25 protein-coding genes are annotated in these 24,587 nt (G+C 41.1%); 9 read left to right on the top strand and 16 right to left on the bottom strand.

Features of this window, described 5'->3' with window-relative positions; translation table 11 throughout:
• Nucleotides 1-205: 205 nt before the first annotated feature.
• Nucleotides 206-2,092, bottom strand: a complete 1,887-nt coding sequence (gene htpG, locus BVH04_RS19285; protein WP_086543111.1) for a molecular chaperone HtpG — start codon at nucleotides 2,090-2,092, stop codon at nucleotides 206-208.
• A gap of 177 nt (nucleotides 2,093-2,269) precedes the next feature.
• Between htpG and BVH04_RS19290 the strand changes: the two genes are divergently transcribed.
• Nucleotides 2,270-2,935 carry a heme exporter protein CcmB gene (locus tag BVH04_RS19290; protein WP_086543112.1) on the top strand — a complete coding sequence of 222 codons (666 nt, stop codon included), beginning with the start codon at nucleotides 2,270-2,272 and terminating at the stop codon, nucleotides 2,933-2,935.
• Between the two features lie 540 nt (nucleotides 2,936-3,475).
• On the opposite strand, the gene BVH04_RS19300 is transcribed toward BVH04_RS19290, so the two are convergent.
• Nucleotides 3,476-3,670: a type II toxin-antitoxin system VapB family antitoxin gene (locus BVH04_RS19300; protein WP_086543113.1), complete on the bottom strand. Its 195-nt coding sequence runs from the start codon at nucleotides 3,668-3,670 to the stop codon at nucleotides 3,476-3,478.
• Between the two features lie 211 nt (nucleotides 3,671-3,881).
• Between BVH04_RS19300 and ccsA (BVH04_RS19305) the strand changes: the two genes are divergently transcribed.
• From ccsA (BVH04_RS19305) to ccsA (BVH04_RS19320), 4 genes are all read left to right on the top strand, one after another.
• The gene (ccsA, locus tag BVH04_RS19305) at nucleotides 3,882-4,556 is read left to right on the top strand and encodes a cytochrome c biogenesis protein CcsA (RefSeq protein ID WP_086543114.1); all 675 of its coding nucleotides are present in this window, start codon (nucleotides 3,882-3,884) and stop codon (nucleotides 4,554-4,556) included.
• A gap of 94 nt (nucleotides 4,557-4,650) precedes the next feature.
• On the top strand, nucleotides 4,651-4,893 hold the full coding sequence (locus BVH04_RS19310) for a CcmD family protein (protein ID WP_205635886.1): 243 nt from the start codon (nucleotides 4,651-4,653) through the stop codon (nucleotides 4,891-4,893).
• A 104-nt stretch (nucleotides 4,894-4,997) separates the two neighbouring features.
• On the top strand, nucleotides 4,998-5,414 hold the full coding sequence (locus BVH04_RS19315) for a cytochrome c maturation protein CcmE domain-containing protein (protein WP_086543115.1): 417 nt from the start codon (nucleotides 4,998-5,000) through the stop codon (nucleotides 5,412-5,414).
• A 26-nt stretch (nucleotides 5,415-5,440) separates the two neighbouring features.
• On the top strand, nucleotides 5,441-7,963 hold the full coding sequence (ccsA, locus tag BVH04_RS19320; RefSeq protein ID WP_086543116.1) for a cytochrome c biogenesis protein CcsA: 2,523 nt from the start codon (nucleotides 5,441-5,443) through the stop codon (nucleotides 7,961-7,963).
• A 387-nt stretch (nucleotides 7,964-8,350) separates the two neighbouring features.
• On the opposite strand, the gene BVH04_RS19325 is transcribed toward ccsA (BVH04_RS19320), so the two are convergent.
• From BVH04_RS19325 to tpiA, 6 genes are all read right to left on the bottom strand, one after another.
• The gene (locus tag BVH04_RS19325; RefSeq protein WP_086543117.1) at nucleotides 8,351-9,883 is read right to left on the bottom strand and encodes a GH3 auxin-responsive promoter family protein; all 1,533 of its coding nucleotides are present in this window, start codon (nucleotides 9,881-9,883) and stop codon (nucleotides 8,351-8,353) included.
• Nucleotides 9,883-10,620 (bottom strand): LPS export ABC transporter ATP-binding protein, encoded by a 738-nt coding sequence (lptB, locus tag BVH04_RS19330; protein ID WP_086543118.1) that lies wholly within the window; start codon nucleotides 10,618-10,620, stop codon nucleotides 9,883-9,885. The genes BVH04_RS19325 and lptB overlap by 1 nt, the downstream gene beginning before the upstream one ends.
• A 1-nt stretch (nucleotide 10,621) precedes the next feature.
• Nucleotides 10,622-12,346 carry a single-stranded-DNA-specific exonuclease RecJ gene (gene recJ / locus BVH04_RS19335; RefSeq protein WP_086543119.1) on the bottom strand — a complete coding sequence of 575 codons (1,725 nt, stop codon included), beginning with the start codon at nucleotides 12,344-12,346 and terminating at the stop codon, nucleotides 10,622-10,624.
• A 104-nt stretch (nucleotides 12,347-12,450) separates the two neighbouring features.
• Nucleotides 12,451-12,639, bottom strand: a complete 189-nt coding sequence (locus tag BVH04_RS19340; protein ID WP_086543120.1) for a hypothetical protein — start codon at nucleotides 12,637-12,639, stop codon at nucleotides 12,451-12,453.
• A gap of 173 nt (nucleotides 12,640-12,812) precedes the next feature.
• Nucleotides 12,813-13,643 carry a 50S ribosomal protein L11 methyltransferase gene (gene prmA / locus BVH04_RS19345; protein WP_086543121.1) on the bottom strand — a complete coding sequence of 277 codons (831 nt, stop codon included), beginning with the start codon at nucleotides 13,641-13,643 and terminating at the stop codon, nucleotides 12,813-12,815.
• Between the two features lie 6 nt (nucleotides 13,644-13,649).
• The gene (gene tpiA, locus BVH04_RS19350; RefSeq protein WP_086543122.1) at nucleotides 13,650-14,411 is read right to left on the bottom strand and encodes a triose-phosphate isomerase; all 762 of its coding nucleotides are present in this window, start codon (nucleotides 14,409-14,411) and stop codon (nucleotides 13,650-13,652) included.
• Nucleotides 14,412-14,483: 72 nt separating this feature from the next.
• Between tpiA and BVH04_RS19355 the strand changes: the two genes are divergently transcribed.
• Nucleotides 14,484-14,990, top strand: a complete 507-nt coding sequence (locus tag BVH04_RS19355) for a regulatory protein RecX (RefSeq protein ID WP_086543123.1) — start codon at nucleotides 14,484-14,486, stop codon at nucleotides 14,988-14,990.
• Nucleotides 14,991-15,304: 314 nt separating this feature from the next.
• Here the strand turns inward: BVH04_RS19355 and crtD are convergent, their stop codons facing one another.
• Nucleotides 15,305-16,771 carry a 1-hydroxycarotenoid 3,4-desaturase CrtD gene (crtD, locus tag BVH04_RS19360; RefSeq protein ID WP_086543124.1) on the bottom strand — a complete coding sequence of 489 codons (1,467 nt, stop codon included), beginning with the start codon at nucleotides 16,769-16,771 and terminating at the stop codon, nucleotides 15,305-15,307.
• Nucleotides 16,772-16,875: 104 nt separating this feature from the next.
• Between crtD and BVH04_RS19365 the strand changes: the two genes are divergently transcribed.
• On the top strand, nucleotides 16,876-17,223 hold the full coding sequence (locus BVH04_RS19365; protein ID WP_086543125.1) for a hypothetical protein: 348 nt from the start codon (nucleotides 16,876-16,878) through the stop codon (nucleotides 17,221-17,223).
• A gap of 64 nt (nucleotides 17,224-17,287) precedes the next feature.
• On the opposite strand, the gene BVH04_RS19370 is transcribed toward BVH04_RS19365, so the two are convergent.
• Nucleotides 17,288-18,754: a glycine--tRNA ligase gene (locus tag BVH04_RS19370; protein ID WP_086543126.1), complete on the bottom strand. Its 1,467-nt coding sequence runs from the start codon at nucleotides 18,752-18,754 to the stop codon at nucleotides 17,288-17,290.
• Between the two features lie 129 nt (nucleotides 18,755-18,883).
• Between BVH04_RS19370 and BVH04_RS19375 the strand changes: the two genes are divergently transcribed.
• Nucleotides 18,884-19,549, top strand: coding sequence for an outer membrane beta-barrel protein (locus BVH04_RS19375; RefSeq protein WP_086543127.1), 666 nt, complete (start codon nucleotides 18,884-18,886; stop codon nucleotides 19,547-19,549).
• Nucleotides 19,546-20,184 (top strand): outer membrane beta-barrel protein, encoded by a 639-nt coding sequence (locus tag BVH04_RS19380; RefSeq protein WP_086543128.1) that lies wholly within the window; start codon nucleotides 19,546-19,548, stop codon nucleotides 20,182-20,184. Before BVH04_RS19375 ends, BVH04_RS19380 begins: the two co-directional genes overlap by 4 nt.
• Before the next feature lie 45 nt (nucleotides 20,185-20,229).
• Here BVH04_RS19380 and BVH04_RS19385 read toward each other — a convergent pair whose 3' ends face one another.
• From BVH04_RS19385 to BVH04_RS19410, 6 genes are all read right to left on the bottom strand, one after another.
• A complete protein-coding gene (locus tag BVH04_RS19385; protein WP_086543129.1) occupies nucleotides 20,230-20,661 on the bottom strand; it encodes an outer membrane insertion C- signal in 432 nt (143 codons plus the stop codon).
• A gap of 170 nt (nucleotides 20,662-20,831) precedes the next feature.
• Nucleotides 20,832-21,878: an oxidoreductase gene (locus tag BVH04_RS19390; RefSeq protein WP_086543130.1), complete on the bottom strand. Its 1,047-nt coding sequence runs from the start codon at nucleotides 21,876-21,878 to the stop codon at nucleotides 20,832-20,834.
• Nucleotides 21,879-21,880: 2 nt separating this feature from the next.
• Complete coding sequence (locus BVH04_RS19395) at nucleotides 21,881-22,507, bottom strand: response regulator transcription factor (protein WP_086543131.1); 627 nt, start codon at nucleotides 22,505-22,507, stop codon at nucleotides 21,881-21,883.
• Nucleotides 22,508-22,563: 56 nt separating this feature from the next.
• Entirely contained in the window at nucleotides 22,564-23,319 is a 756-nt protein-coding gene (locus tag BVH04_RS19400) for a sensor histidine kinase (protein ID WP_086543132.1), read from the bottom strand.
• Nucleotides 23,306-24,073, bottom strand: a complete 768-nt coding sequence (locus BVH04_RS19405) for a histidine kinase (RefSeq protein ID WP_086543133.1) — start codon at nucleotides 24,071-24,073, stop codon at nucleotides 23,306-23,308. Before BVH04_RS19405 ends, BVH04_RS19400 begins: the two co-directional genes overlap by 14 nt.
• A gap of 2 nt (nucleotides 24,074-24,075) precedes the next feature.
• Nucleotides 24,076-24,474: a molecular chaperone DnaK gene (locus BVH04_RS19410; RefSeq protein ID WP_086543134.1), complete on the bottom strand. Its 399-nt coding sequence runs from the start codon at nucleotides 24,472-24,474 to the stop codon at nucleotides 24,076-24,078.
• Nucleotides 24,475-24,587 lie beyond the last annotated feature (113 nt).

Consider the following 24,587-nt stretch of genomic DNA (forward strand, 5'->3'; position numbering starts at 1 on the left):
TCGAAACTTGTTTCAAATTAGAACTACTGCATTTCTATTCAATATTTATCAAAAAATAAGTAAATGCAACTGGGCAGAGATTTTAATAACACATATTCTCGGAAAAAATAGATGAAACAAGAAAATCCCCAATATGATCTGGGGATTATGGTGCTGAATAAACCTTTGATCCCGAAAATTTCGAGATCAAAGGTTATTAATGCTCTTAAAGCAACTCCACACTTCTTTTTACAAAAGCAGTCAGGTCTTTGCCTGTAAGCAAGCCTTGAGAAAGTAGCGCTAGATCAAAGGACTGCTTAGCAATCTTGATCTTTTCTTCTTCGGTAGCTGCTTTAAGCACTTTGTCCACCGCAGGGTGATTTCCGTTGATGGCTACTTTATAAGCATCAGGAAGGGAACCGTAGAAGCCCATTCCTCCGCCACCGGTAGCAGCCATTTCCTTCATTCTGCGCATGAATTCCTCCATAGTGATCGTCACCGGAAGCTCTTCAGGACTTAAACCTTCCACCTGAACAGTGTAAGTCTTATTGTTGATCGCCTTATCGAAAATATCCTTCACTTCCTTACTCTGATCTTCCGTAAGAAGATTCGCGTAAGTCTCATCCTTCTGGATCAGCTTCTCAGCTACATCAGCATCCACTCGCTTCAGCTGTGTTTTCTCCAGCTTGGATTCCAAGTTTTGGATAAAGTGACTATCAATCGGAGAATCCATCACCAAGACATCATAGCCCTTGTTGTTAGCAGACTGGATAAAACTATCCTGCTTGTCTAGATCAGTCGCATATAAGATGACAGCTTGGTCATTCTTATCTGTCTGATTTGCTTTTATTTTGGACTGATATTCTTCGATGGTGAAAAATTCTCCATTTGTGTTTTTAAGCAAAGCGAAGTCTTTTCCTTTCTCGTAGAATTTCTCCTCAGAAATCATTCCGTATTTCACGAAAAGTCCGATATCACCCCACTTCTGCTCGTAAGCCTTTCTGTCTTTCTTATAAAGCTCAGCCAGTTTATCCGCTACTTTCTTGGTGATGTAGCTATTGATTTTCTTCACGCTACTGTCAGCTTGCAAGAAACTTCTGGACACGTTCAGAGGAATGTCTGGAGAATCAATCACTCCATGAAGCAACATCAAGAACTCAGGAACGATGTCTTTTACCTCGTCAGTGATAAATACCTGACGGCTGAAAAGCTTGATCTTATTTCTCTGAAGTTCAAATTCGTTTTTCACTTTCGGGAAATACAAAACACCCGTCAAGTTGAACGGATAATCCACGTTCAGGTGAATCCAGAAAAGTGGATCCTCAGACATTGGATAAAGTTCCTTGTAGAACTTCAGATAATCTTCATCTGTCAGATCACCAGGAGATTTTGTCCAGATCGGAGCAGTCGTGTTAACGAAATTGTCAACTTCTACTGACTTCCATTTCTTCTCGCCTTTGTCATCTTCTCCATCTTCTACAGATTCGGTTTTTGTGCCAAATTTGATAGGTACTGGAAGGAACTTCGCGTATTTGTCAAGGATTCCCTGAAGCTTCCATTTGTCCAAAAACTCTTCAGAATCTTTGTTGATATGAAGGATAATGTCCGTTCCGCGCTGTTTTCTTTTTCCTTTGGAGATTTCAAAGGAAGTAGAACCGTCACAGGTCCATTTTGCAGCTTCCGCTCCTTCTTGGTAGGAAAGTGTATGAATCTCCACTTTGTCAGAGACCATGAACGCAGAATAGAAACCCAAACCAAACTTACCGATGATCTCATTGGCATCTTTGGCGTCTTTGAATTTCTCAACAAACTCTTCAGCTCCTGAGAAAGCGACTTGGTTGATGTACTTTTTAATCTCCTCAGCAGTCATCCCAAGACCGCTGTCAGTGATAGTAATGGTTTTCTTTTTCTCATCGAAACTTACTTCCACCTTGGTGTCACCAAGTTCGCCAGTGTACTGACCTAATGTCGCTAAACGCTTGATTTTTTGAGTCGCATCGACGGCGTTAGAAACGAGTTCTCTTAGAAAAATCTCGTTATCAGAATAGAGAAACTTCTTGATAATCGGGAAAATGTTCTCGGTATGGATCGAGATCGTGCCTTTTTCCTGCATGGCTATAAATTAGTTTAGTTAAACACAATGTTTGTCGGGCACAGAATTGCAACTGTTGTTCCAAAGGAGTTTTGGTGTCAATTTGGCAGGGAAACAAATTCTAAAATTTAAATTATGAAGTCTGAAAATTCACCCTTTCATACTTAATACCTCAAACTTCTGACTTACTTTTGGGTCATGTGGAAAGAAATCTCGGTTCTCATTAGCAAAGAAGTTACGCTGGAATGGCGCCAGAAATTCGCGCTAAATGGGATTTTACTTTATGTAGTTTCCGCAGTTTTCATCACCTATTTGAGTGTAGGAGCTAGGCAGGGGAATATTTCCTCGCCGACATGGAATGCTCTTTATTGGATTATTATTCTTTTCTCGGCTGTGAATGCGGTGGCCAAAAGCTTTGTCCAAGAGCATCAAGGCCGCCAGCTTTATTATTACATGATTGCTTCGCCTGAGGCGATCATACTTTCCAAAATCATCTACAATACTGGCCTGACTCTGATATTAGCACTTTTGGGTTATGGAGTTATTTCAATGATTTTGGGAAATCCAGTTCAGGATCAAGGCTTATTTTTACTCAATTTAGTTTTGGGAGCAATGGGATTTTCCGCAAGTCTAACGATGGTCAGTGCGATAGCTTCCAAAGCTGGTAATAACGCCACGCTTATGGCGATTTTGAGCTTTCCTGTAATTATCCCGATTCTTCTAATGGCAATAAGGATTTCTAAAAATGCACTTGACGGGCTGGATTGGAGTGTAAGTGTGGATAAACTTGTGACACTTTTAGCGATCAACGCCATAGTCGCTGTGACTGGATATATTTTGTTTCCTTATTTGTGGCGATCGTAGTCTTCATTATTTCACAGTCTTCATTATTCGACATTCATCATTCGTAATTCAAGATTGGTAGAATTTGTCGACCATGACAGATTGCAAAATTCCCTGGTATCATTCTGAGTAGCCAGTTTGCCGAATTCATGAAAATCGCAAGGTAGAATGATTAGAAAATTGATCTTAAGGCCAGAGGAGATACAAAAGGCTCAAAGTCTTTGTCGTTGTGTAAAAGCTCAATTTCATTTTTTATAAAAAAAGTAGCAATCACAGAGTCTATTGTTTTGCGGATGGTTACTCCCTTTTTCCTTAAAAATCTAAAATTTTCAACTGTCACTATTGCTAATTCTTTTCCTCCTAAATTAAAAAAATATAGCTCTTCGAAGAAGCCTATTGCTTCCGAAAAGCTTCTGTCAGAAGTAAATCCCTAAAGCACTTCCGTCATGATCAAATCACTCGTGCAGATTATTTCCGTCCAAAGTGACTCGTGCGATAATTCCGCCTATAAATTCTCCTTTCCATTGAAATAGTCTATCCAAACCGAAGAATGCAGCAACATCACGAATCTGTTCTCATTTTATACAAATCACCTTCCCATTTCATTTTGCCCCGAAACTCTTTGATCCGTTTCTGCTTTTTCAAGGTCAGAATTAACCTCAAACCTTCTTCCACGGTAGCCTTCTTCGTAGCCAAACCAGAAGCTTTCATCGCTTCTTCCATTAGCTTTTCATCAATTTCTATATTCGTTCTCATGATGTATATGATTTTCTTAGATATACACATTTAATATAGCTTGTTAATTGATTGTTTTAAGAGAATCAAATTCCATCACAAATTCAAGTGCACCAACCACAGCGAACTCTGTAATAATTCCCGTGGAGTCAGCTGTTAAAAGAAGTCAGAAAAATCGCCGTTTTCAGGAACTTATGCCTTATTTTTGCGCTTGAATTAGCAAAAATACCCTATGCGCCAATCTTGGTGGAAAATCCTAGCAATTGCCCTGCTGCTGTACACGCTAATCGCAGGCTTGCTGATGGAGGCCCCACGACTTCCTATCCTCAACGAAACTATCCGTGCACTTCATTTTCACGTGACTATGTGGTTCGGAATGATCCTTATGCTGGTAGCGGCTGTGTACTACAGTATCAAATACCTTCGAACCAATGACATCAGCAACGATGATTTAGCCATAGAATTCACCAATTCTGCAATATTATTTGGTGTGTTGGGAATCGTCACCGGTATGCTCTGGGCCAAGTTTACCTGGGGAGATTACTGGAGTGGTGATCCCAAACAGAACGCTGCAGCTATAGGAATCCTGATGTATTTCGCCTATTTAATTCTAAGAAATTCCCTGACTGATTCTCAGCAGAGAGCCCGTATCGGAGCCATTTATAATATTTTCGCATTCGCTGCTTTTATTCCTCTTATCTTCGTATTGCCAAGATTAACAGACAGTTTGCACCCTGGAAATGGTGGCAACCCGGGCTTCAATGCTTACGACTTGGACTCCAAACTTCGAATGGTTTTCTACCCGGCGATTATTGGATGGACACTTTTGGGCTGCTGGATCGCAACTGTACGAGTCAGAATGCGTAGGGTGGAGAGGATAATGGAAGACCGAATGATTAATTCCTGATTGATGAAATCAAGCATGTTGCAACAAACAATAACCGGAATGATTATAAACCATGCGAGATTCTATGTGGCCAAATAAAATCAATTATAAACAGATGAAAAAATTACTTACCATAGCTCTTTTGGTTTTCAGTCTTTCTGCTTTGGCACAAGAGAAAATCCCTGTTACGGAAGCTGACTACACAAATAGCTCAGTAGAAATGGCAGACATCATGAGATCAAATGGTAAAATATACGTCTTGGTAGGTGTGATCGCGATCATTTTCGCAGGGATCACAGGCTATCTAATCAGTACCGATCGCAAGATTAGCAACCTTGAAAAAAATCTTCATTCCTAAAATTCAGAACTTATGAAATCGAGCATGTCGCAGTACGTTACACATTGAAATGACTATCTGCAATGCGAGATTCTATGTGACCGCTAAAAAACATTTATAAACACATGAAAACAGGACATATAATAGGATTAGGAATCATTGCAATAGCAATAGTAATCATCATGACTTCCATCGGTGATGCAAGTAGCTACGAGAGTTTCACTACGGCTAAAGAAATGAAACATAACGGAGAAGATAAGGCTATTCATGTTGTGGGACACCTAAAGAAAGATACTAGTGGCGAAGTAACTGGCTTGAATGTAAGGGAGGATAAAGTTTCCTTCACTTTTATGCTGGTGGATAACGAAGGAGTGGAGCAAGAGGTCTTTTATAATGAGCCAGTTCCGGCAGATTTCACCCGCTCGGAATCCGTAGTGGTAATAGGCTCTTATAAGAACGAAGAGATCTTTATTGCCGATAAAATACTGATGAAATGTCCTTCCAAATACCAAGAAACGGAAGTTCAGGCTGCAGGTATGTGAGTTAGAGTAGATAGAATAAAAAATCCATGATCAATACCTTTATCGGTAATCTTGGCCACTTCATGACCATAGTGGCCTTTGTCAGTGCACTGACAACCGCATACGCATACATTCAGTATTTTCGTGCAAACGAAATAGAAAAAGCCAATTGGAGAAGATTCAGCAGAATCAGTTTCGCTGTTCACGGCATTTCCGCAGTGATGATAGCTGTGTCACTGTTTGAAATCATCTACAATCACCGTTTCGAGTACTTCTACGCTTACTCACACAGTTCGGAGGCACTGCCAGTTCACTACATGATTTCCAGCTTCTGGGAAGGTCAAGAAGGGGCATTTATCCTTTGGATTTTCTGGAACGTGGTGTTGGGTACTATCCTGATTTTCACCAACAAGTTCTGGGAAGCTCCTGTCATGGTCGTATTTGCGCTCGTTCAGGCATTCTTGGTATCTATGATTTTGGGTGTGGTAATAGGTGATTTGAAAATCGGTAGTTCACCGTTTATCCTTTTAAGGGAAGCTACTCAAGCACCAATTTTCCAAATGAATCCTGACTTTGTTCCTGAGGATGGAACAGGGTTAAATCCTTTGCTTCAAAACATCTGGATGGTGATTCACCCTCCTACCTTATTCTTGGGCTATGCATCTACTTTGGTCCCTTTCGCCTTCCTAATGGGTGGATTGGTAACCAAAAAATATTCAGAATGGATTCGTCCTGCTTTACCTTGGGCGATTTTTTCCGCTATGATCCTAGGAATGGGAATTATCATGGGGGCATATTGGGCCTATGTGACACTTAACTTTGGAGGCTATTGGAACTGGGATCCCGTGGAAAATGCAGTGTACGTGCCATGGCTCATCTTAGTGGCATCGATTCACACCATGATCACTTTCAAGAAAAGCGCTACGGCCCTTAAGACCTCGATGATCTTGGTGATCATGACCTTCATTCTGGTTCTCTATGCTACTTTCTTAGTAAGATCCGGCGTCCTGGGAGATGCTTCAGTACACTCCTTCACAGACCTTGGCCTTTCCGGTCAATTGCTGATTTACATGCTTTTCTTCCTATTTGTAGCCGTGGTTCTCTGCGTGAAAGAATGGAAAAACATCCCTACATCAGAGAAAGAAGCTTCTGTTTACTCCCGTGAATTTTGGGTTTTCATCGGCGCGACTACACTTTCATTGATGGCATTTCAGGTCATCCTTCCTACTTCTATTCCTGCATGGAACGCGATGGTGGAAAGCTTTGGAGGCATATCCAATATGGCTCCTCCTGCGGATCAGATTGAATTTTACACGAAATTTCAGCTATGGTTTGCTGTAGTATTAGCTATGCTCACAGCTGTGGGGCAGTTTTTCTGGTGGCAGAAGATGGACAAAAAAGCCCTAAAGGATGCGCTATTGACTCCATATATAATTTCAGTTTTGCTATCGGCAGCGATTATTGTCCTTGCCAAAGTTTATGATTGGCAATACATCATCGTAGTTCTTGCAGGTACATTCACGATCACAGCTAACTCGGTGATTTTGTTCAAAATCCTGAAAAAATCATCTTTCAAACTCGCAGGTGGTTCTTTGGCACATATCGGCCTTGGAATGATTCTCATCGGAATCATGTTTAGCTCTGGCTATTCTGACACGATTTCTATCAACATGTCAGGCTTGACCTATAGCAATAGCTGGGAAGATGAGCTGAATAAGGAACATGTACTCCTTTGGATCAATAAGCCTACCCAGATGAAAGACTACACGGTCATCTACCGTGGCCGTCAGAAGAAGGTTAAAGGTATCTCTGAAAATGTTCCTGCCAAGATTCTAGAACCTACCGGAGAAGTAAATGAAGCACTCGCTTTGGAGGATTATAAAGATTACTTCCAAAAGGGCGAAAAAGTAGATATCGTATTGGAGGAGAATGATTATTTCCAGATCGAATATTACCAAAATGAAGTGCTGAAGTTCTCTCTGAGCCCAATGTCTCAGTTCAATGAGGGTATGGGTGGATTGATCTCTTCGCCTGCCTCTAGGATATTTATCGACAGAGATCTCTATACCTATGTTGCTGCGATGAATGATTCTGAAGATCCTGAATGGAAAGAAGATGAAACCTATGAAGTTGCGCCTGGTGAGCAATTTCATGTAGCAGACTATGTGACTTATTTTGACGGTGCAGATGTGCTGAAGGAACTAGATGGCTACGTCCTTCAAGAAGGTGACGTGGCGGTAAGAGCGAACCTTAGAATCCTTGATTATGACGTGGAGAAATTGCTTCAGCCAACTTTCATTATCCGCAACAATCAAGTCGGAAAATTACCAGTGATCGACAATGAGTTGGGACTTAAAATCAGCTTAGAAAACATCTTGCCAGAACAAAACAAGTTTGTCTTCAAGGTCAATCAATACCAAAAAGACTACGTGGTAATGAAGGCGATTGTAAAGCCATATATCAACGTACTTTGGATTGGAACAATCATTATGCTCGCTGGTTTCAGTGTTGCGATCTTCAGAAGATTCGATGAGTTCAAAAAGATGAGAGATAAAGGACTGGAAGTGTAGTTTTCGCTTCTATTCTCAATGATGCCAGTTACATTTTACTCCATGATTCAGAGGCTATAAGACAGAAGTCGAGTGACCGATGTAGCCTACAATCTATATTAGGGTTTAGTTTATGTGATTATGCGGAATCGTGCCAGTAGAAAATTTATAAGATCGAAAATCCAAAGACACCTTGAATTCTGATTTACTCCGGTCTTCGGTCATCGGTCTTCCAACCCATTGACCAAAGAGAATTCACTTACTGGCAGAATAGCGTATAAACAGATATTTTATACTACTCTTATCTTACATCATAGAAAATTCGAAATTCATAGTATAAGTGACAAAGAAAAAGCCCGACGATATATCGCCGGGCTTTGGTGTTTTATATGGATTCAGAATTATAAGTCAGGCTTCTGATTTTTCAATCATCCCCAATATCTCATCCAGATACTCTCTGGAATTGGAAAGTCGTGGCACTTTATGCTGCCCCCCTAACTTCCCTCTTTTGCGCATCCACTTTTCAAAAATACCTCTTGGAACATGATGAATAATAGGTTCTACCAATGCCAAACCCTTATGTCGCTTAGCATCGTAGTCCGAGTTAATTTCTCTCAAATGTTCATCTAAAAGCCTGTTAAATTCCTCGGGATCAGAAGGATTCTTTTGAAACTCAATGATCCACTCATGTGCTCCCTTTGACCCTGATCCCCCAAAATATACAGGAGCCGCAGTGAAATTGGAGATCATGGCTTCTGTATGCTCAGCGGCAAATTGAATTGCTCTCTCAGCATTTTCTACAATTACTTCTTCTCCAAAGGCATTGAGAAAATGCTTTGTACGACCTGATATTCTGAATCGATAGGGTAAAGTAGAAGTGAACTTCACAGTATCTCCTATTTTATATCTCCACAGTCCGCCATTGGTGGTAATCACCAGCGCATAATTCTTATCCACCTCCACTTGGAACAGAGGAATCACTTCTGGGTTTTCATTTTCCCACTCCTCCATGGAAATGAATTCATAGAAAATACCATAATCCAACAATAGCAACAACTCATCAGAATCCTTCTGATCCTGAATGCCAAAAAATCCCTCAGAGGCGTTATAAGTCTCCATGTACCGCATTTTTTCCGAAGGAATAAGTTCTTTGAAAAGGCTTCTATAGGGACCAAAAGCAACTGCTCCATGGAAAAAAATCTCCAGATTAGGCCAAACTTCAGTGATATTTTTTGCTTTCTTCAACTCCAATACTTTTTGCAAAAGAACAATCGTCCAGGTAGGAACTCCAGCCATACAGGTCACATCTTCGTCCATAGTCTCACGGGCCATTTTTTCAATCTTGGCTTCCCATTCTCCCATTAGCGCAGTTTCTTTGGAGGGTGTCCTGACGAAATATGCCCAAAAAGGCAGGTTCTCCATGATCACTGCCGAGATGTCTCCTGCTCTGGCAGTTCCCAATGGGTTGAGGGGATTATTTTCTAATGTTCCACCAATCGTGAGAGATTTTCCCGCAAAAAGTCTAGAATCGGGAAAATTGGCCATATAGAGTGCCACCATATCCTTTCCTCCTTTGTAGTGACATTCCTCAAGGCTTTCATGGGTGACAGGAATGTATTTGCTGCGACTGGAGGTGGTACCAGATGATTTAGCAAACCACTCCGTTTCGGTGTTCCAGAGCACATTTTCCTTGCCTTCCATAGCTTTATCGATGTAGGGCTTAAACGTCTCATAGTTCCTAACTGGCACTCTACTTACAAAATCCTCATAGCTTTTAATCTCTGTAAATCCATGCTCTCTACCGAAGTCAGTTTTCTTGCCAGCATCAATTAGCGACTTGAAAATCGTCTCTTGAACAGAAATGGGATTTTGCTTGAAATTATCGATTTGACCCAGGCGGCTCTTGAAGATCCAAGTCATAAAGGAATTCAGAACCTCCATCAATTAAACACTTTACGTTTCAACACAAAATTAGACCCCAAATACACTTTTCTCACTTGCTCATCAGCTGCTAGCTCCTCAGCTGTGCCTGCTTTGAGCAGTTTCCCTTCGAACATCAAATATGCCCTGTCGGTGATAGAAAGTGTTTCGTTCACATTGTGATCAGTGATCAAAATGCCAATATTTTTAGTTTTTAGCTTCGCTACGATGGTCTGGATTTCCTCCACGGCAATGGGATCCACGCCCGCAAAAGGTTCATCCAACAAGACGAATTTAGGATCAACTGCCAATGCTCTAGCGATCTCAGTTCTTCTTCTTTCTCCGCCTGAAAGCACCATTCCCAGATTTTTACGCACGTGAGTCAAACTGAATTCTTCCAGCAAACTCTCCACTTTTTCTTTGCGCTCTTGCTTAGGTATTTTGGTCATTTCCAGCACTGCCATTAAATTTTCTTCTACCGAAAGCTTCCTGAAAACTGAAGCTTCCTGCGCCAAATATCCTATTCCCAGCTTTGCTCGGCGGTACATGGGAAGTTTGGTGATATTCTCATCTTCCAGAAAAATTTTTCCTTCGTTAGGCTGGATCAAACCAACGATCATATAAAACGAAGTAGTTTTACCTGCTCCATTTGGCCCTAAAAGCCCAACGATCTCGCCTTGGCTCACCTCCACAGAGATGTCATTCACCACTCGGCGACCTTTATAGATTTTTACTAAATTTTCGGCTCGAAGAATCATATCAGTCAAATTTGATGTCTTTCACGTAGAGTTGCAAACTACTCTTATCACGAAACACATTTTCTCTCATTTCCGCGACTATATCAAATCGCATTTTTCCACGAAGCATATTTACCGTCGTCAAATCAGGGTCTTTTGCCCTATCTGCCATCCCAAATCCCAGACAAACAGGCGTGGTTACTTGCCCATCTTGCACGATCTTGAACCTCAAATGTTTATCCTTGAGCACAGTCACATCTTCGGCATATACATTTGCGATTCGGAAAATCGGCTCCGTATTTCCAGGGCCAAAAGGCGCCATTTGCTTCAAGATATTATAAAACTTGTAATTAATCTGATCTAACAGCAATTCATCGTCAACTTCTATCACGGGCTTACGATGAACTTCCTCTATTCTACTCTTCACCACCGCTTCAAATTTCTCCTGAAATGCAGGCACATTTTCCACAGGAAGAGTCAATCCAGCAGCATACATATGCCCACCAAACTGATCCAGTAAGTCTGCGCACTTTTCTATGGCTTCGTAAATATTAAAATCAACCACCGATCTCGCGCTGCCTGTGGCTTTTCCATTTGACTCTGTCAATATGATGGTAGGTCTGTAATATTTCTCAATGCAGCGACTTGCCACGATTCCAATTACACCTTTGTGCCAATCTTCCTTGAAAAGTACCGTAGAATTCCACTGCGTAAGTTCTTCCCTTGCAGCAATCATTTCGAAAGCTTCTTTGGTGATATTCTCATCAAAATTTCTTCGGGTGGCATTTACTTCATCCACGACTTTGGCTCGCTCCATGGCGCCTTCCAAGTCTGAGGAAATCAGTAATTCCACAGATGCTTTTGCATGCTCTAGCCTTCCAGAAGCATTGATTCTCGGGCCAATTTTGAAAACCACATCCGAAATGCCGATGTCCTTTTCCAAATTGCTGCTCAGCATCAAAGCCTTCAAACCAGGGCGAGGCGTATTGTTAAGCCGATCAAGGCCATAATAGGCAAGAATCCTGTTTTCACCTGTGATCGGCACTATATCCGCCGCAATACTTACTGCCACCAAATCCAAATAGGCATCCAGCTGCGAGCTGTCAATCCCACGTTTCATCGCAATAGCCTGAATCAATTTGAAGCCAACTCCAGCTCCACTAAGTTCTTTGTATGGATAATTGCAATCCTTCCGCTTCGAATCCAATACGGCTATGGCAGCTGGCAATTCATCGCCTGGTGTATGGTGATCACAAATAATAAAATCAACTCCGAGCTCCGTGGCCAAAGCCACTTTCTCTATTGCCTTAATTCCACAATCCAACGCAACAATAAGCTTAATGTCATTTTCAGCTGCGAATCTCACTCCTCTCTCGGAGATACCATAGCCTTCTTTGTAGCGATCTGGGATATAAAAAACCACATGTGGATAGAAGCTTTTCAGAAACCCGTACATCAGCGAAACAGCCGTAGTGCCATCCACATCATAGTCTCCATAGACCATGATCTTTTCTTCACTGGCAATAGCAACTTGTATTCTATCGACCGCTTCTGTCATATCCTTCATCAAAAAAGGATCGTGAAGCATCACCAAAGAAGGACGGAAGTAACTCTTTGCCTGCTCAAAACTTTCCACCCCACGATTAATCAGCATGTTGGCCAATGTCAGATTGACATTGATCTCTTTGCTCAGCTGATCTATTGCTGTTTGTGAGATTTTGGGCTTTTGTTTCCAGAGGTACTCCATGAAGCTAATTTAGTAAACTAAGTTTCTTGTGATTTTATTAATTAAAAGTATTGGTTCTATTATCGGCTATTGAAGCCCAAAAGTTTACTTGAAAGCAAAAAGAGCTAGCCTTTTACTTCCTTGTATTTTCCCCAAAAATAGGCCGGGAAGATGAGCGCTTTGAGTTTCCAGTCATTTTTCTCTGTCAAAGTCAAGCTGGAATCCTCATGGACAGCACGATACATTTTTCCTGCAAAAAGACAATGTACAATCAACAACAAAAAAACGACGGCGTAAATAATGAGTTCAGTCATTTAAGTTGTGAGGTTAAAGTTGTAAAGGTTTGTCACGTCCTGATGATATTTACGATTTTTGATTTACGAATTACGGCGTACAAGACAGAGTTGAGGAATGGGGTCATTTGAACCATACTACTTACAAACCTTACCATTCACTATTTTTTACTTCCGTCTTCGGTCTGCTGTCTTCATACTTTTTTCTTCAAAATCAATGCTGCCCAATTATCCTTGCTTTGCTGGGAAATCAACTCCAGACCGAGTGGCTTAGCACAGTCATTCAGATCTTCAATGTCCTGGGTGTAGAATCCGCTAAGCAATAAAAACCCCTTTTCTTTCAGCAGATCAGTATAAATAGCCATCTCGTCCAGAAGGATATTTTTATTGATATTGGCTAGGACGATGTCAAATTCACCTTGAGGTTTTACTTCACGGATTGTCCCAAGTCCCATTCGGGTAATCAATCCATTCAAGTCAAAATTCTCATTGCCATTCTCCACACACCAGTCATCAATATCAAAAGCCTCAACTTCGCTCGCTCCAAGCAAATGTGCCATGATGGCTAGAATTCCAGTTCCAGAACCCACGTCCAATACTCGTTTGCCTTGATGATCGATCTGACCTTGGTGTCTAAGCATCTGGAATGTAGTCGCATGATGACCTGTGCCGAAAGACATTTTTGGATTGATCACAATCTCATGGGTAAACTCGGGCTTACTTGAGTGAAAAGAGGCTCTGACATAGACTAGATCGTCCACTTCGATGGGATCGTAATTCTTTTCCCACTCTTCATTCCAGTTGATTTTCGGCATTATGCCTTCTTCCAACCTGATATTGGCATCGGTTTGATACTGTGCAATCAACTCATCAAATGCGGTACGATCAAAATCTGACTCCAGTATATAAGCATCGATTCCCTCCTCAGTTTCGAGGAAGGAATCAAAGCCTATCATGGATAATTCAGCAATAAGGATTTCCCGGAATTGGTCCAGGCACTTGATTTTAAACTCCAGGTAATCCATTTTATATTAGAATGATTTGATAATGTCAACGAAGTCACGAGACTTCAATGAAGCTCCACCGATCAGTCCGCCATCTACGTCAGGCTTTCCGAAAAGCTCCTGAGCATTCTTCGGATTACAGCTACCTCCATAAAGGATAGAAGTGTTCTCTGCGATGTCTTTGCCATATTTAGAAGCTACGTGCCTTCTCAGGGCAGCGTGCATTTCCTGAGCTTCCTCAGAGGTTGCTGTCTTGCCAGTTCCGATCGCCCAGATCGGCTCATAAGCGATCACGATCTTAGCGAAATCCTCAGTACTCAAATCAAAAAGACCTTCTGTCAATTGAAATTTCACATTTGGCTCATGAGTTCCTGCAGTTCTGATCTCAAGGGATTCTCCACAGCAAAAGATTGGAATCAAACCATTTGCAAGTGCGAGCTTCACTTTCGTAGCAAGCATTTCATTGCTTTCTTTGAAATATTCACGTCGCTCACTGTGACCGATGATCACATACTGAACACCGAAAGATGCAAGGATCTTTGCAGAAACCTCTCCTGTAAAGGCACCAGCCTCTTTGTCAGAACAGTTTTGAGCACCGATAAATACGCCTTTCGCTTCTCCTATCAGTTTCTTAACTGGGAAAATATGAGGAAAAGGAGGATTCAGCACAGCGATAGCATCGCCAGAATGCTCGTCCTTCATCATATTCAATATTTCGGAAGTAAGGGTCTGACCTTCTTCGAAAGTCATGTTCATTTTCCAGTTGCCGGCTACGATTTTCTTACGCATAGTGAGTTTTGAAAATTTAATAAGGTTTGATAAAAAATAGATTCGCTATAATTTGGTTTAAAATTACGGAAAATGTCCAGTTGCGGAAAATATAAGCCAAATGAGTCAGGAAAAAACTCCTGGTCTCAGGAAGAAGCTTTCGAAAAGCTTACCACCTTCTGCGCCTATCAGGAACGTTGCCCTTGGGAAATTCGGCGCAAATTATATGAAAAAGGGATTACTGACGAAAAAGCAGAGCAGCTCATCGAGGAATTGATCGCAGAAGAATTTGTGAACGAGGAGCGCTATGCCCGAGCTTTTGCCCGAGGGAAATTCAGGCTGAAAAAATGGGGTAGAAACCGTATCCGAATGGAACTGAAAATGCGGGAAATCTCTGAAGAGCTGATTAGAAAAGGGCTCTCAGAAATCCATCCTGAAGAATACTACGACACACTTTTAAGCCAAACTGAAAAAAAATGGGAAAGCACCCACGAGTCGGACTCCTTTAAGAAAAAGTATAAAGTCACCCAATACTTGATGACAAGAGGTTTTGAGATGGATTTGGTGAAGGAAGCGATTGAGTGTTTGGATTCTCAGTGAGCAGTATTCAGAGATCAATTTTCAGTGACAGTGATCAGTGACAGTTTTCAGTTGCAGTAATCAGCAGTGTGCAGCTCAAAACTGGCGCAAGTCTTCAGACTTGTGTCTGTTCTTATTGCAATCTTCAGACTGCATTTCACTTTACAATCAATCCCCTCTGCCATCAAGGTGGATTTTTGGCGAATCTAAATTATTAGAAGTCTGAAAACTTCATTGATGTAGATCCAAGTCATGAACCTTGAACCATGTCACTGTTTGAATACCCAGCTGAGAAAGTCGACTCAATACTGTGACTGCAAACTGAATACTGAACCCTAACCTTCAATCATCTCGCTCATAATCTTCGCAGAAAGCAAGCAAAGCGGAATTCCACCGCCAGGATGTACAGAGCCTCCACAGAAATACAGGTTTTTTATCGAAGAAGAATAATTTGCGTGACGCAGAAATGCCGCAAACTTATTGTTTGAGCTATTGCCATAAAGCGCACCTCGGGCACTGGAAGTTTTCGACTCTATAGTTCGTGGATCAAGAATTTCTTCTACTTCAATTAATGGCTCCACATCTGTTTTTAAGATTCTATTCAGCTTGTGAATGATATTTCTTTTTGCTTCTGCTATCAGCTGATCCCAATTCTGCCCTTGGTTATTGGGCACATTGACCATCGTAAACCAATTCATAGAATCAGCTGGAGCGTCATCGGATTTGTGTGTAGATGTTATGTTTAGATAGACTGTAGGATCTTCATAAATAGTCCCCCTCTTGAAAATATGCTCGAATTCCAAAGCATAATTATCTGAGAAGAAAATATTATGCAAATCCAATTCAGGGAAATTTCGCTTGATTCCCCAATAGAATATCAACGCAGAACTTGATTTGGGCTGATTGAGCAAAAGTTTCGGTTGCTTCTGATCCTTGAGAATGGTTTTGTAAGCATTGACCATATCCATGTTATTTACCACTACGTCAGCATAGATTTCATGATCATTTACGCTGATGCCTTTTGCTTCTCCGCTTTCTACCAAGATCCTATCTGCCTTTTGTCCAAAATGGTATTTCACCCCTAGTTCTTCTGAAAGTTTGAAGAGACTTTGCGTGATATCATGCATTCCTTTTTTGGGGAAAAATGCACCGATATTAAATTCCAGATGAGGAATGATATTCAGCGTGGCAGGTGTTTCAAAGGGATTTGAACCGTTATAAGTTGCATAGCGATTGAAGAGCTGCACCAATTTCGGATGGGAAAACTGCTTCTCATTTGCTTCATTCATCGTAGAGAAAATTCCCAGTTTCCTCATCCTCAGATAGGATTTCAGCGCATGGGGATTTGTCCAGGTATTGAATTTATGAAGCGAGCGATTCATAAAAAGCGGTGAGAGACTGTCGTACATGAAAGCCGATTTCCGAAGCGCTTCTCTAATATTTGATGCCGGTTCTCCCAGTTTTGTCTCGACTTCCTCTGCGAATTGATTGAGATCGGAATAAGTTTTCAATCGTGTCCCATCTTCCCAGAAATAATGGCAAGCCACATCCAACTTCTCATATTCGAAGTGATCTTCAGCTTTTTTACCAGCTAAGCGAAAAAGTGCATCTACTTGCTCTGGAAGTGTAAAAAGCGAAGGCCCAGAATCAAATCGATATTCGCCCAATGTGATCTCACTGAGTTTTCCGCCAGGATAAGAATTAGCCTCGAATACCTCGACAGCGTAACCTTTAATTGCTAAGCGAATCGCTGAGGCAATGCCAGCAATCCCAGAACCGATAATAAGCGCTTTCTTTGTCATGAAATTCTATTCAATCCCTAAACTAGCATTTTTTAAAAATGTTAGACTAATTATAGCAAGCTCCATCATGACTTCGTCTGGTCAGTACACTTAGCTGTTTTATTTTGAAAAACTTATTACTACTTCCTTTAATAGGGTTTATTTTCTTTTCCTGTGAAAAACTAGATGAACCGGAGATTTTGGGAACTTATACCAACATGACTGAGGGATGCATTCCAGGTGGCGGCCTTATGTACCCTTGTAGCAGAATTATCATACTTGCAGCAGGTGGAGTAGCCGATGTGGTATATGGTGGAGATATAATTTCCAGAACTTCCTATAAAATAAAAGGAGATATAATCAAGATTGAAAAAAGCGATCAGTTTGGATTAGAGTTGACTTTTAAAAAACTGGAAGATGGCTCACTTAGAGAGGAAGGGGATAAATCCATCTGGCTAAAGCAGAAGAATTAAATCCCTAAAACTAAAAAATCTCCCAAGATCGCTCTTGGGAGATTTTTTTATGCTTTTCCGCTTCTTACAACTTTTCGAAAATCCTTCTAAAGCTAGTCGCCTCAGCGATTCTTCCGTGAAGCTCAGAGATCGGCACTCGCTCCTGCTCCGTCGTGTCACGATGACGGATGGTAACTGTGTTGTCCTCTAGAGTTTGGTGATCCACAGCGATACAGAATGGCGTTCCGATCAGATCCTGACGTGCGTACCGCTTACCGATGGAAGCCGCATCCTCATAGATGATATTGAAATCATACTTCAAAAGCTCAACTATCTCCTGACCTTTCTCTGGCAAACCGTCCTTCTTCGTGATCGGAAGGATCGCTGCTTTCACAGGAGCAATCGCTGGATGAAGCTTCAAGTAGGTTCTGCTTTTCTCTTCCGTTTTCTCTTCAGTATAAGCGTTGCAAAGTGTCAGTAAGAACAAACGATCAGCACCGATAGAAGTCTCAACTACATAAGGAATGTAATTCTGATTCACTTCTGGATCGAAATACTGCTGCTTCTTTCTGGAGAATTCCTGATGAGACTTTAGATCAAAATCAGTTCTAGAGTGAATTCCTTCCACTTCTTTGAATCCAAATGGGAAATCGTACTCAATATCCATTGCAGCATTTGCATAATGAGCAAGCTTCTCGTGGTCATGTTTTCTAAGTTTTTCCGGAGGGATACCCAATGCCAAATGCCATCTCATTCTAGTCTCAGCCCATTTCTGATACCATTCCAGCTCAGTACCAGGACGGACGAAGAATTGCATCTCCATCTGCTCAAACTCACGCATACGGAAAATAAACTGACGGGCAACGATTTCATTTCGGAAAGCCTTACCGATCTGAGCAATACCGAAAGGAACCTTCATTCTGGCGGTTTTCTGCACATTCAGGAAGTTCACAAAAATCCCCTGAGCCGTCTCTGGTCTCAGGTAAATCGTAGTGGAATCTTCGGCCACAGAACCCACTTGGGTAGAAAACATCAAGTTGAACTGACGGACGTCTGTCCAGTTGGAAGACCCGCTGATCGGGCATTTGATGCCTTCGTTGGTGATTAGATCTCTTACTCCATCCAGATCTTCCGCTTCCAGCATTCTTGCCAAAGCTCCTGTCAATGCATTTGCTTTTTCTATATCTCCAGCTCTTTCGAATACCGCAGCATGCTCTTCTACAAGCACATCCGCACGGTACCGCTTCTTAGAATCCTTATTATCGATCATCGGATCGTTAAAGCTATCAATGTGACCAGATGCTTTCCAAGTGGTAGGATGCATAAAAATCGACGCATCGATGCCCACAATATTGTCTTGTACACGAGTCATGGTCTCCCACCACAGGCGCTTCAGGTTGTTTTTCAATTCTACTCCATAAGCACCATAATCATATACAGCTTGCAAGCCGTCGTAGATCTCAGAACTAGGGTAAACAAATCCATACTCTTTGGCATGGGAAATAATATCTTTCAATTGCGTGTTTTCCGCAGGAGTTTCTGTTTTTGCCATAGGCGCAAAAATAAGGAAAATGAATGAATCCCCGTAGAAAAATGAAACTCTTCAGGTTTGGAGAATATCCTGAAACTAAATAGTTCACAAGATCGTGTAAACTTGAACCCTAAACTAAATCCTTTACCTATGAAAAAATTTTTACTTGGATTTCTCGTATTCCAACTGATCACTTTTGCCGCCAGCGCTCAACTTCAAAAGGGAAACAAGATCCTCGGAGGGACTATCAACTATTCGACTTCGACCACTACTTCGGATAATTCTGGTGCTGCGGGAGGCCAAATAAATAAAACAAACAATTTCAACGTCAGTCCTTCTCTAGGTTTTTTTGTAACGGACCGTACGGTGGTTGGTCTGATGTTCGATATTAATTCGTATTCAAATGAAAGTTCAGGTCTCACTGGATTGTCTTTTAGAATTAACTCCAATCAATTTGGTTTTGGCCCATTTGTAAGAAGATATTTTTCCCTGAAAGAATGGGTTGCTTTTTATGGTCAGGCGGAATTGGGATTCAGTAACCAGAAAACAGAATTAACTTATCCTTCCTTCCCGAATCAAAATTCTGAACTAACCACCAAAGCGATAAACCTATCCACTTCACTGGGACTAGCTTTTTTCCCAACTAACTGGATGAGTGTGGATTTGTCTATCAATCCACTCACATTTACCCACCAAATCACCCGACAAAAGGAAGTAAGTCCGAATACTATTGAAGGCAATACCAATACTTTCAATTTTAATTTGACATCAAATTCTTTTCAACTGGGTGCTCACTTTTTCTTCAATATGAAATGAGAAAGCTTTTCATACTATTATTAATTATAGGCTTAGTATCGGTAGAAGCGATAGCCCAAATGCAGCAAGGGACTTGGATGGTTGAAGGGAGTGCTGGCTTGACGAGAAGCAGGATTATTTTTCCAGACATAGAAGAAAAATCCAGCCCTTCATCTGGATACACACTTCACCCAAAAGCAGGTTTTTTCTTGTCCGATAATTTGGCGGTAGGTATTTCAGGTTTGTTTGGAAGTTCTTGGAGCAAAAACAAAGGCTATGATTCCAATATTCCAGGGGATTTCAAAAGAGGCACTATGCTAAGTTATGGTGGTGGTGTTTTCCTTAGAAAATATGCACAAATCAGCGAAAGCCTTTCTTTCTTTGCAGAGGTAGGATCAGAGTTTTCTTGGAGAAAGCAGAAGGATTATTATAATGAGCCTATCGGAAAGAGGGCTGACCTCCGAAGGAGGACTTTTTCAGCTCAAGCCATTTTGGGACTTCAGTATCTTATAAGCCCCAAGCTAGGTGTTCATCTGCAAACTAATTTGATTCAGTACCAAAATGCTCAACTTCCTCCAAATTCAGGAAATTCGCGATCCGAATTACGAGCTGGATTTCTCATAGATCCAAGGTTTGGATTGACCATCTTTTTATAATCAAAAAGCCTCTGAATAATTAAATTCAGAGGCTTTTTTCAATTATCAAAACGTGTATTTGAAGCCAAATCCTGCACGGAAGTAATCTCCGTGATCATCGGCCAAAATTGGAGCAGCTTCCAAAACAAGTCCGAGATTTTTACTGTTGAAAGGTGTCACTAAAAGTCCAAATGGAATTGCGATATAAATGTCATCTTCATCATCTCGATTACTTTTACGATCATCGTCCAAGCCAAGGCCTAGACCTAAGTAGAAATTCACATCATCTTTTTGGATAATATTGTAAGCACCCATCAGTTCCACACCTATATCTCCGCCAGTTCCTATTCGGCCTTCACCGAAGATTTGATTATTGGGATCTGTACCTACGGTTACGAATGTCTCCGAACTTTGGATATTGACTCCGGCACTGATTTGCGCCTGCGCAAGTGAGATGAACGTGAATAATGTGAGGGATAGAAGTACTAGTTTTTTCATGTGTATATAATTTGTTTTTATTGCCAAATAGCCTGTCCAGAACTTGATTCTGGAGAATCTCGCATGGTCAATAATCATCTCAGTGTGACGCTTGAGTCATGCTCGATTTCATGATTCAGTTTTTTAATCTGAACCACTTAGTCCAAATCCTCAGCCAAACAAAGCTAGAATTACCAACCTCCTTCTGCTTTAGATATTCTACAACCTGACTCAGCGCTCAGGAATGAAGCTTCTATTATCTTCAAAACACTGATGGTCTGAGGAATGGTGATATCCAGATTTGCATCTTTTAGAATTGCGTCAGCGACGTTCTGATATAGAATTCTGTAATTGCCCGGGATAGTTTCATAGTCCTTTGTTTCCTCACTGAGGAAAATTTTACCCCACTTCTCCTCAGGTTCCACACCCCAATTGGCTCCTTCTGGCTTTTCGCCGAGTTTGAATGCAGCTTCCTGTACATCTAGACCGAACTTTTGATAAGACCCATTTTTCCCCAATAGCAAAAACTTAGGAGTAGCTACATTCACCAAAGTACCCGCAGTTACTTTTGCTTTCAGCGAGCCATAATCCAAAATAATATCGAAGTGGTCATCTGCCACTGCGCCTGTTCGCTGCTTGCGAATGTCCGCCTGAATCCATTTCGGCAAACCAAAAAGTAAGACAACCTGATCTATCAGATGCGAACCTAGATCGAATGTGATTCCGTTTCCAGGAACTTCCTTTTCTCTCCAATTATCTGAAACATCCGGTCGGAAGCGATCAAAATGAGATTCCAAATAGACCAAATCTCCAAGATCTCCTTTTCTCACCAATTTCTGCAAAGTCATAAAATCCCCATCATAGCGACGGTTGTGAAAGACGGAGCAAATCAAACCTTTCTCTTCAGCCAGCTTATTCAGTTCCTCGGCTTCATGGGAGAAAATCGTCACGGGCTTATCGACTACCACATGCTTCCCGGCCTCCAGACATTGCATTGCCATGGGAAAGTGAAACTCATTTGGTGTGGTGATCACAATTAGATCTACAGCATCTGCATCAAGCAATTCCTGCAAACTTCTGTAGGTAGTCACAGCAGGATATAATTCTTCACAGCGATTGGTGTGGCGTTCGACAGAGGCGAGGAGATTAAGATCCGGACATACTGCAATAAGTGGCGCGTGCATTTTTTCAGCTACAGAGCCAAAGCCAACGATGGCTGTTTTTATAGGATTGCTCATGATTAAATATTCATTTCGTGTGCCTTATTCACCAGCTCAATTCGCGAACTGACCTGAAGCTTCAGGTGGATATTTTTACGATGGGTTTCTACGGTTTGCTTACTTAGATTCAGCATTACGGCAATTCTCTTGTTTTGATTTCCATCTCTGATCAGTTGAATGATTTCAGTTTCTCTACGAGAAAGCTTATACTTCATTCGAAAAGCATCGAAATAAGCGCCTTGTAAAGCTTGTTTTTTTACGCGGTCAAAATTCAGCACATGGCGACCCTCAAAAACTTCATGAATGGTAAATATTAACTCATCAGGGTCGGCATCTTTAAGAATAAAAGCATCGGCATTCTGATCGATGCACTTTTTGTAAATCTTCTCCTCGTCATACATCGAAAGCACTACGACCTTCACATGGGGATGATGTTCTTTGCAGTGATCCAAAACCCCAAAGCCATCCAGGATAGGCATGTTGAGATCAGTAAGAACCACATCAACCTGGTTTTCAGCAATGTATTCGCAGATTTCTCTTCCATTTGGGAAGACACCGACGACGACCAGATCCACTTGGTCTTCAAGAATTCCTTCTATTCCTTTTGCAAATAACTTATGGTCGTCAGCCAGGGCGATCCTGATCATGGGGAGGGGGAGATTAGTATTTCAGGGAGATTAAGCTTCAAATTATACCCTAAAATCTAATTTGGCAAGGTTAAAGTGATTTCAGTTCCATTTCCGACAGTAGAAGTCAGTTCGAATTCACCGCCTATCGTTTCCATTCTCTTCTTAAGATTGATCATTCCGCTGCCATTAGATTTTTGAGAAGAGTCAAATCCTTTTCCATCATCTTTGATCCAGATTTGTTTTCCTTTCCCACTATCGTGCATTCTAATCAGGATTTTATTAGGTGAAGCATGCTTAATCGCATTGTTTAACGATTCTTGAATGACCCGAATCAAAACCAGCTTTTGGTCTTTAGGCAAATCAACAAGCTCAAAATCTGCGTCCAGTGTAGTCTCACAAAAACCAGTATTCTGTATTCTTTCCAGCTGCTGCCCGATGAATTCATTGATACTGAGGGACTCCACCCAATCCAGGTTTAATTGCTTAGACAGTCCACGCACCTCCTGTATCGCCTGACCAAGTATATCTCTTCCTTCAGCTTGTTTTTCTGGTCTGATAGACCCAAAATTCAGCTTTGCCAGAGAAAGTAATTGTCCAATATTATCGTGAAGCTCTCTTCCGATAAGAGTCAGCGTTTCTTGCTGGATTTCATTCTCAATATCGAGCAAAGTCTTTTCATGCTCGGATTTCACTTGATCTAGTTTCTGGCGGTTTTGTGCCTGCCTCTGTCTGTGAATAAAAACCATGGAGATGACGAAAGTGGACATGACTCCTCCCAGAAATAAGGCAGAAAAAATTATTATGTAAACTTGGCTTTCAAGAAAACTCATAGGATGGCTCTTTTTCAAATATTCCCGGCATAAGTGGTGAAGCAACCGTCAACGTTAGAATTCCTAAATTGATGAGTTGCATTATCCATTCAATTTGGAATAAAGACTCTCCCAAAACAGGATTGACTTCGTAGAGATAAAACTTAGCCACTGAACTGATATAAGTCAAGGTGAAAGTGAACATAATAAAAGTCATCTGCCAAAAAGAAAGCAACCGCAATGGATTACTAGCCAAATATTGTTCATGTGTGATCATCCCAATAAAATATAATCCACTCCCGATCAATATTATATTGGCTCCAAAAGTAAATATAATTGGCTGATTAAAATAGAGAGGTTCTATTCCTGAATACTGAATTATAACTACCACAACTATGAAAATGTAAATCATCCAGTTGATGTATTTCTTTTTAGAAGGCTCCAGCCACGACTTGATCAAAAACAAATAGAGAATAACCCCGATCCCCCTTTTAGTAATATTATTAAGCCAAAGGTTAAACTTTGGATATTCAGTATTCCCCAAATAGGCATTAACCGATGCTTTGAATTCATAATTGTAATTGGTATAAGCTCCCATATTTTCATAAAATGCAGTGAATACCAAAATCAAAAAAGGAAGCCAATAGTGAATATCGGCTCTCGTTTCTTTTGGTAATTTGATAAAGCAAGCAACACCAATAATAAAAAATAGATCAAGTGGTATTAAAAACTCTCCATAGGAAATGAAGAATGCCTGAACAAATCTGCTGTCCATAATTAGGTGTCCGTAGGATCAGGTTCACAATGGTAAGGGCACTCTAAACCTCTGCCTTGATATTCATCTTCGGCGCCGCCTATCGTGACCAGTTTCTGTTCCTTGAGATTGGCAGCACGCATCACCAGAGTCATTTGCCCAATGTATGCATCAGCTTCTTTAGGATAGGCCTTCTCTGCGGTTTCCTCAGTGTATTCTGTAAAGTAAAACTGAATTCCTCCTACCTTAGGATCTTTGTCTGCTTTAGCCAATAATCCCCCGAGCATTTCCCTATCTAAAAATATCCAGCTCGTCTGGTTGTCTTTATCTCGGTCTTTTTTGCCTTTACCTGGCTTGCCCTTTTTCACTTCTTTGTTATACTTGGCTTTCATGCTTTCGAAATCCTTCTTTTCGATTTTCATATTAAGGTGATTTTAAAATAGGTTAGATTCATTTAGGTGTAGAAATAATTCCCCAAAAGATAAGAATTTTATCTGCGATTAGACAAGAAAAAAGGAGCGGGTATGACGTCCGC

It is taken from the genome of Algoriphagus antarcticus, from assembly GCF_002150685.1.
Lineage (GTDB): Bacteria > Bacteroidota > Bacteroidia > Cytophagales > Cyclobacteriaceae > Algoriphagus > Algoriphagus antarcticus.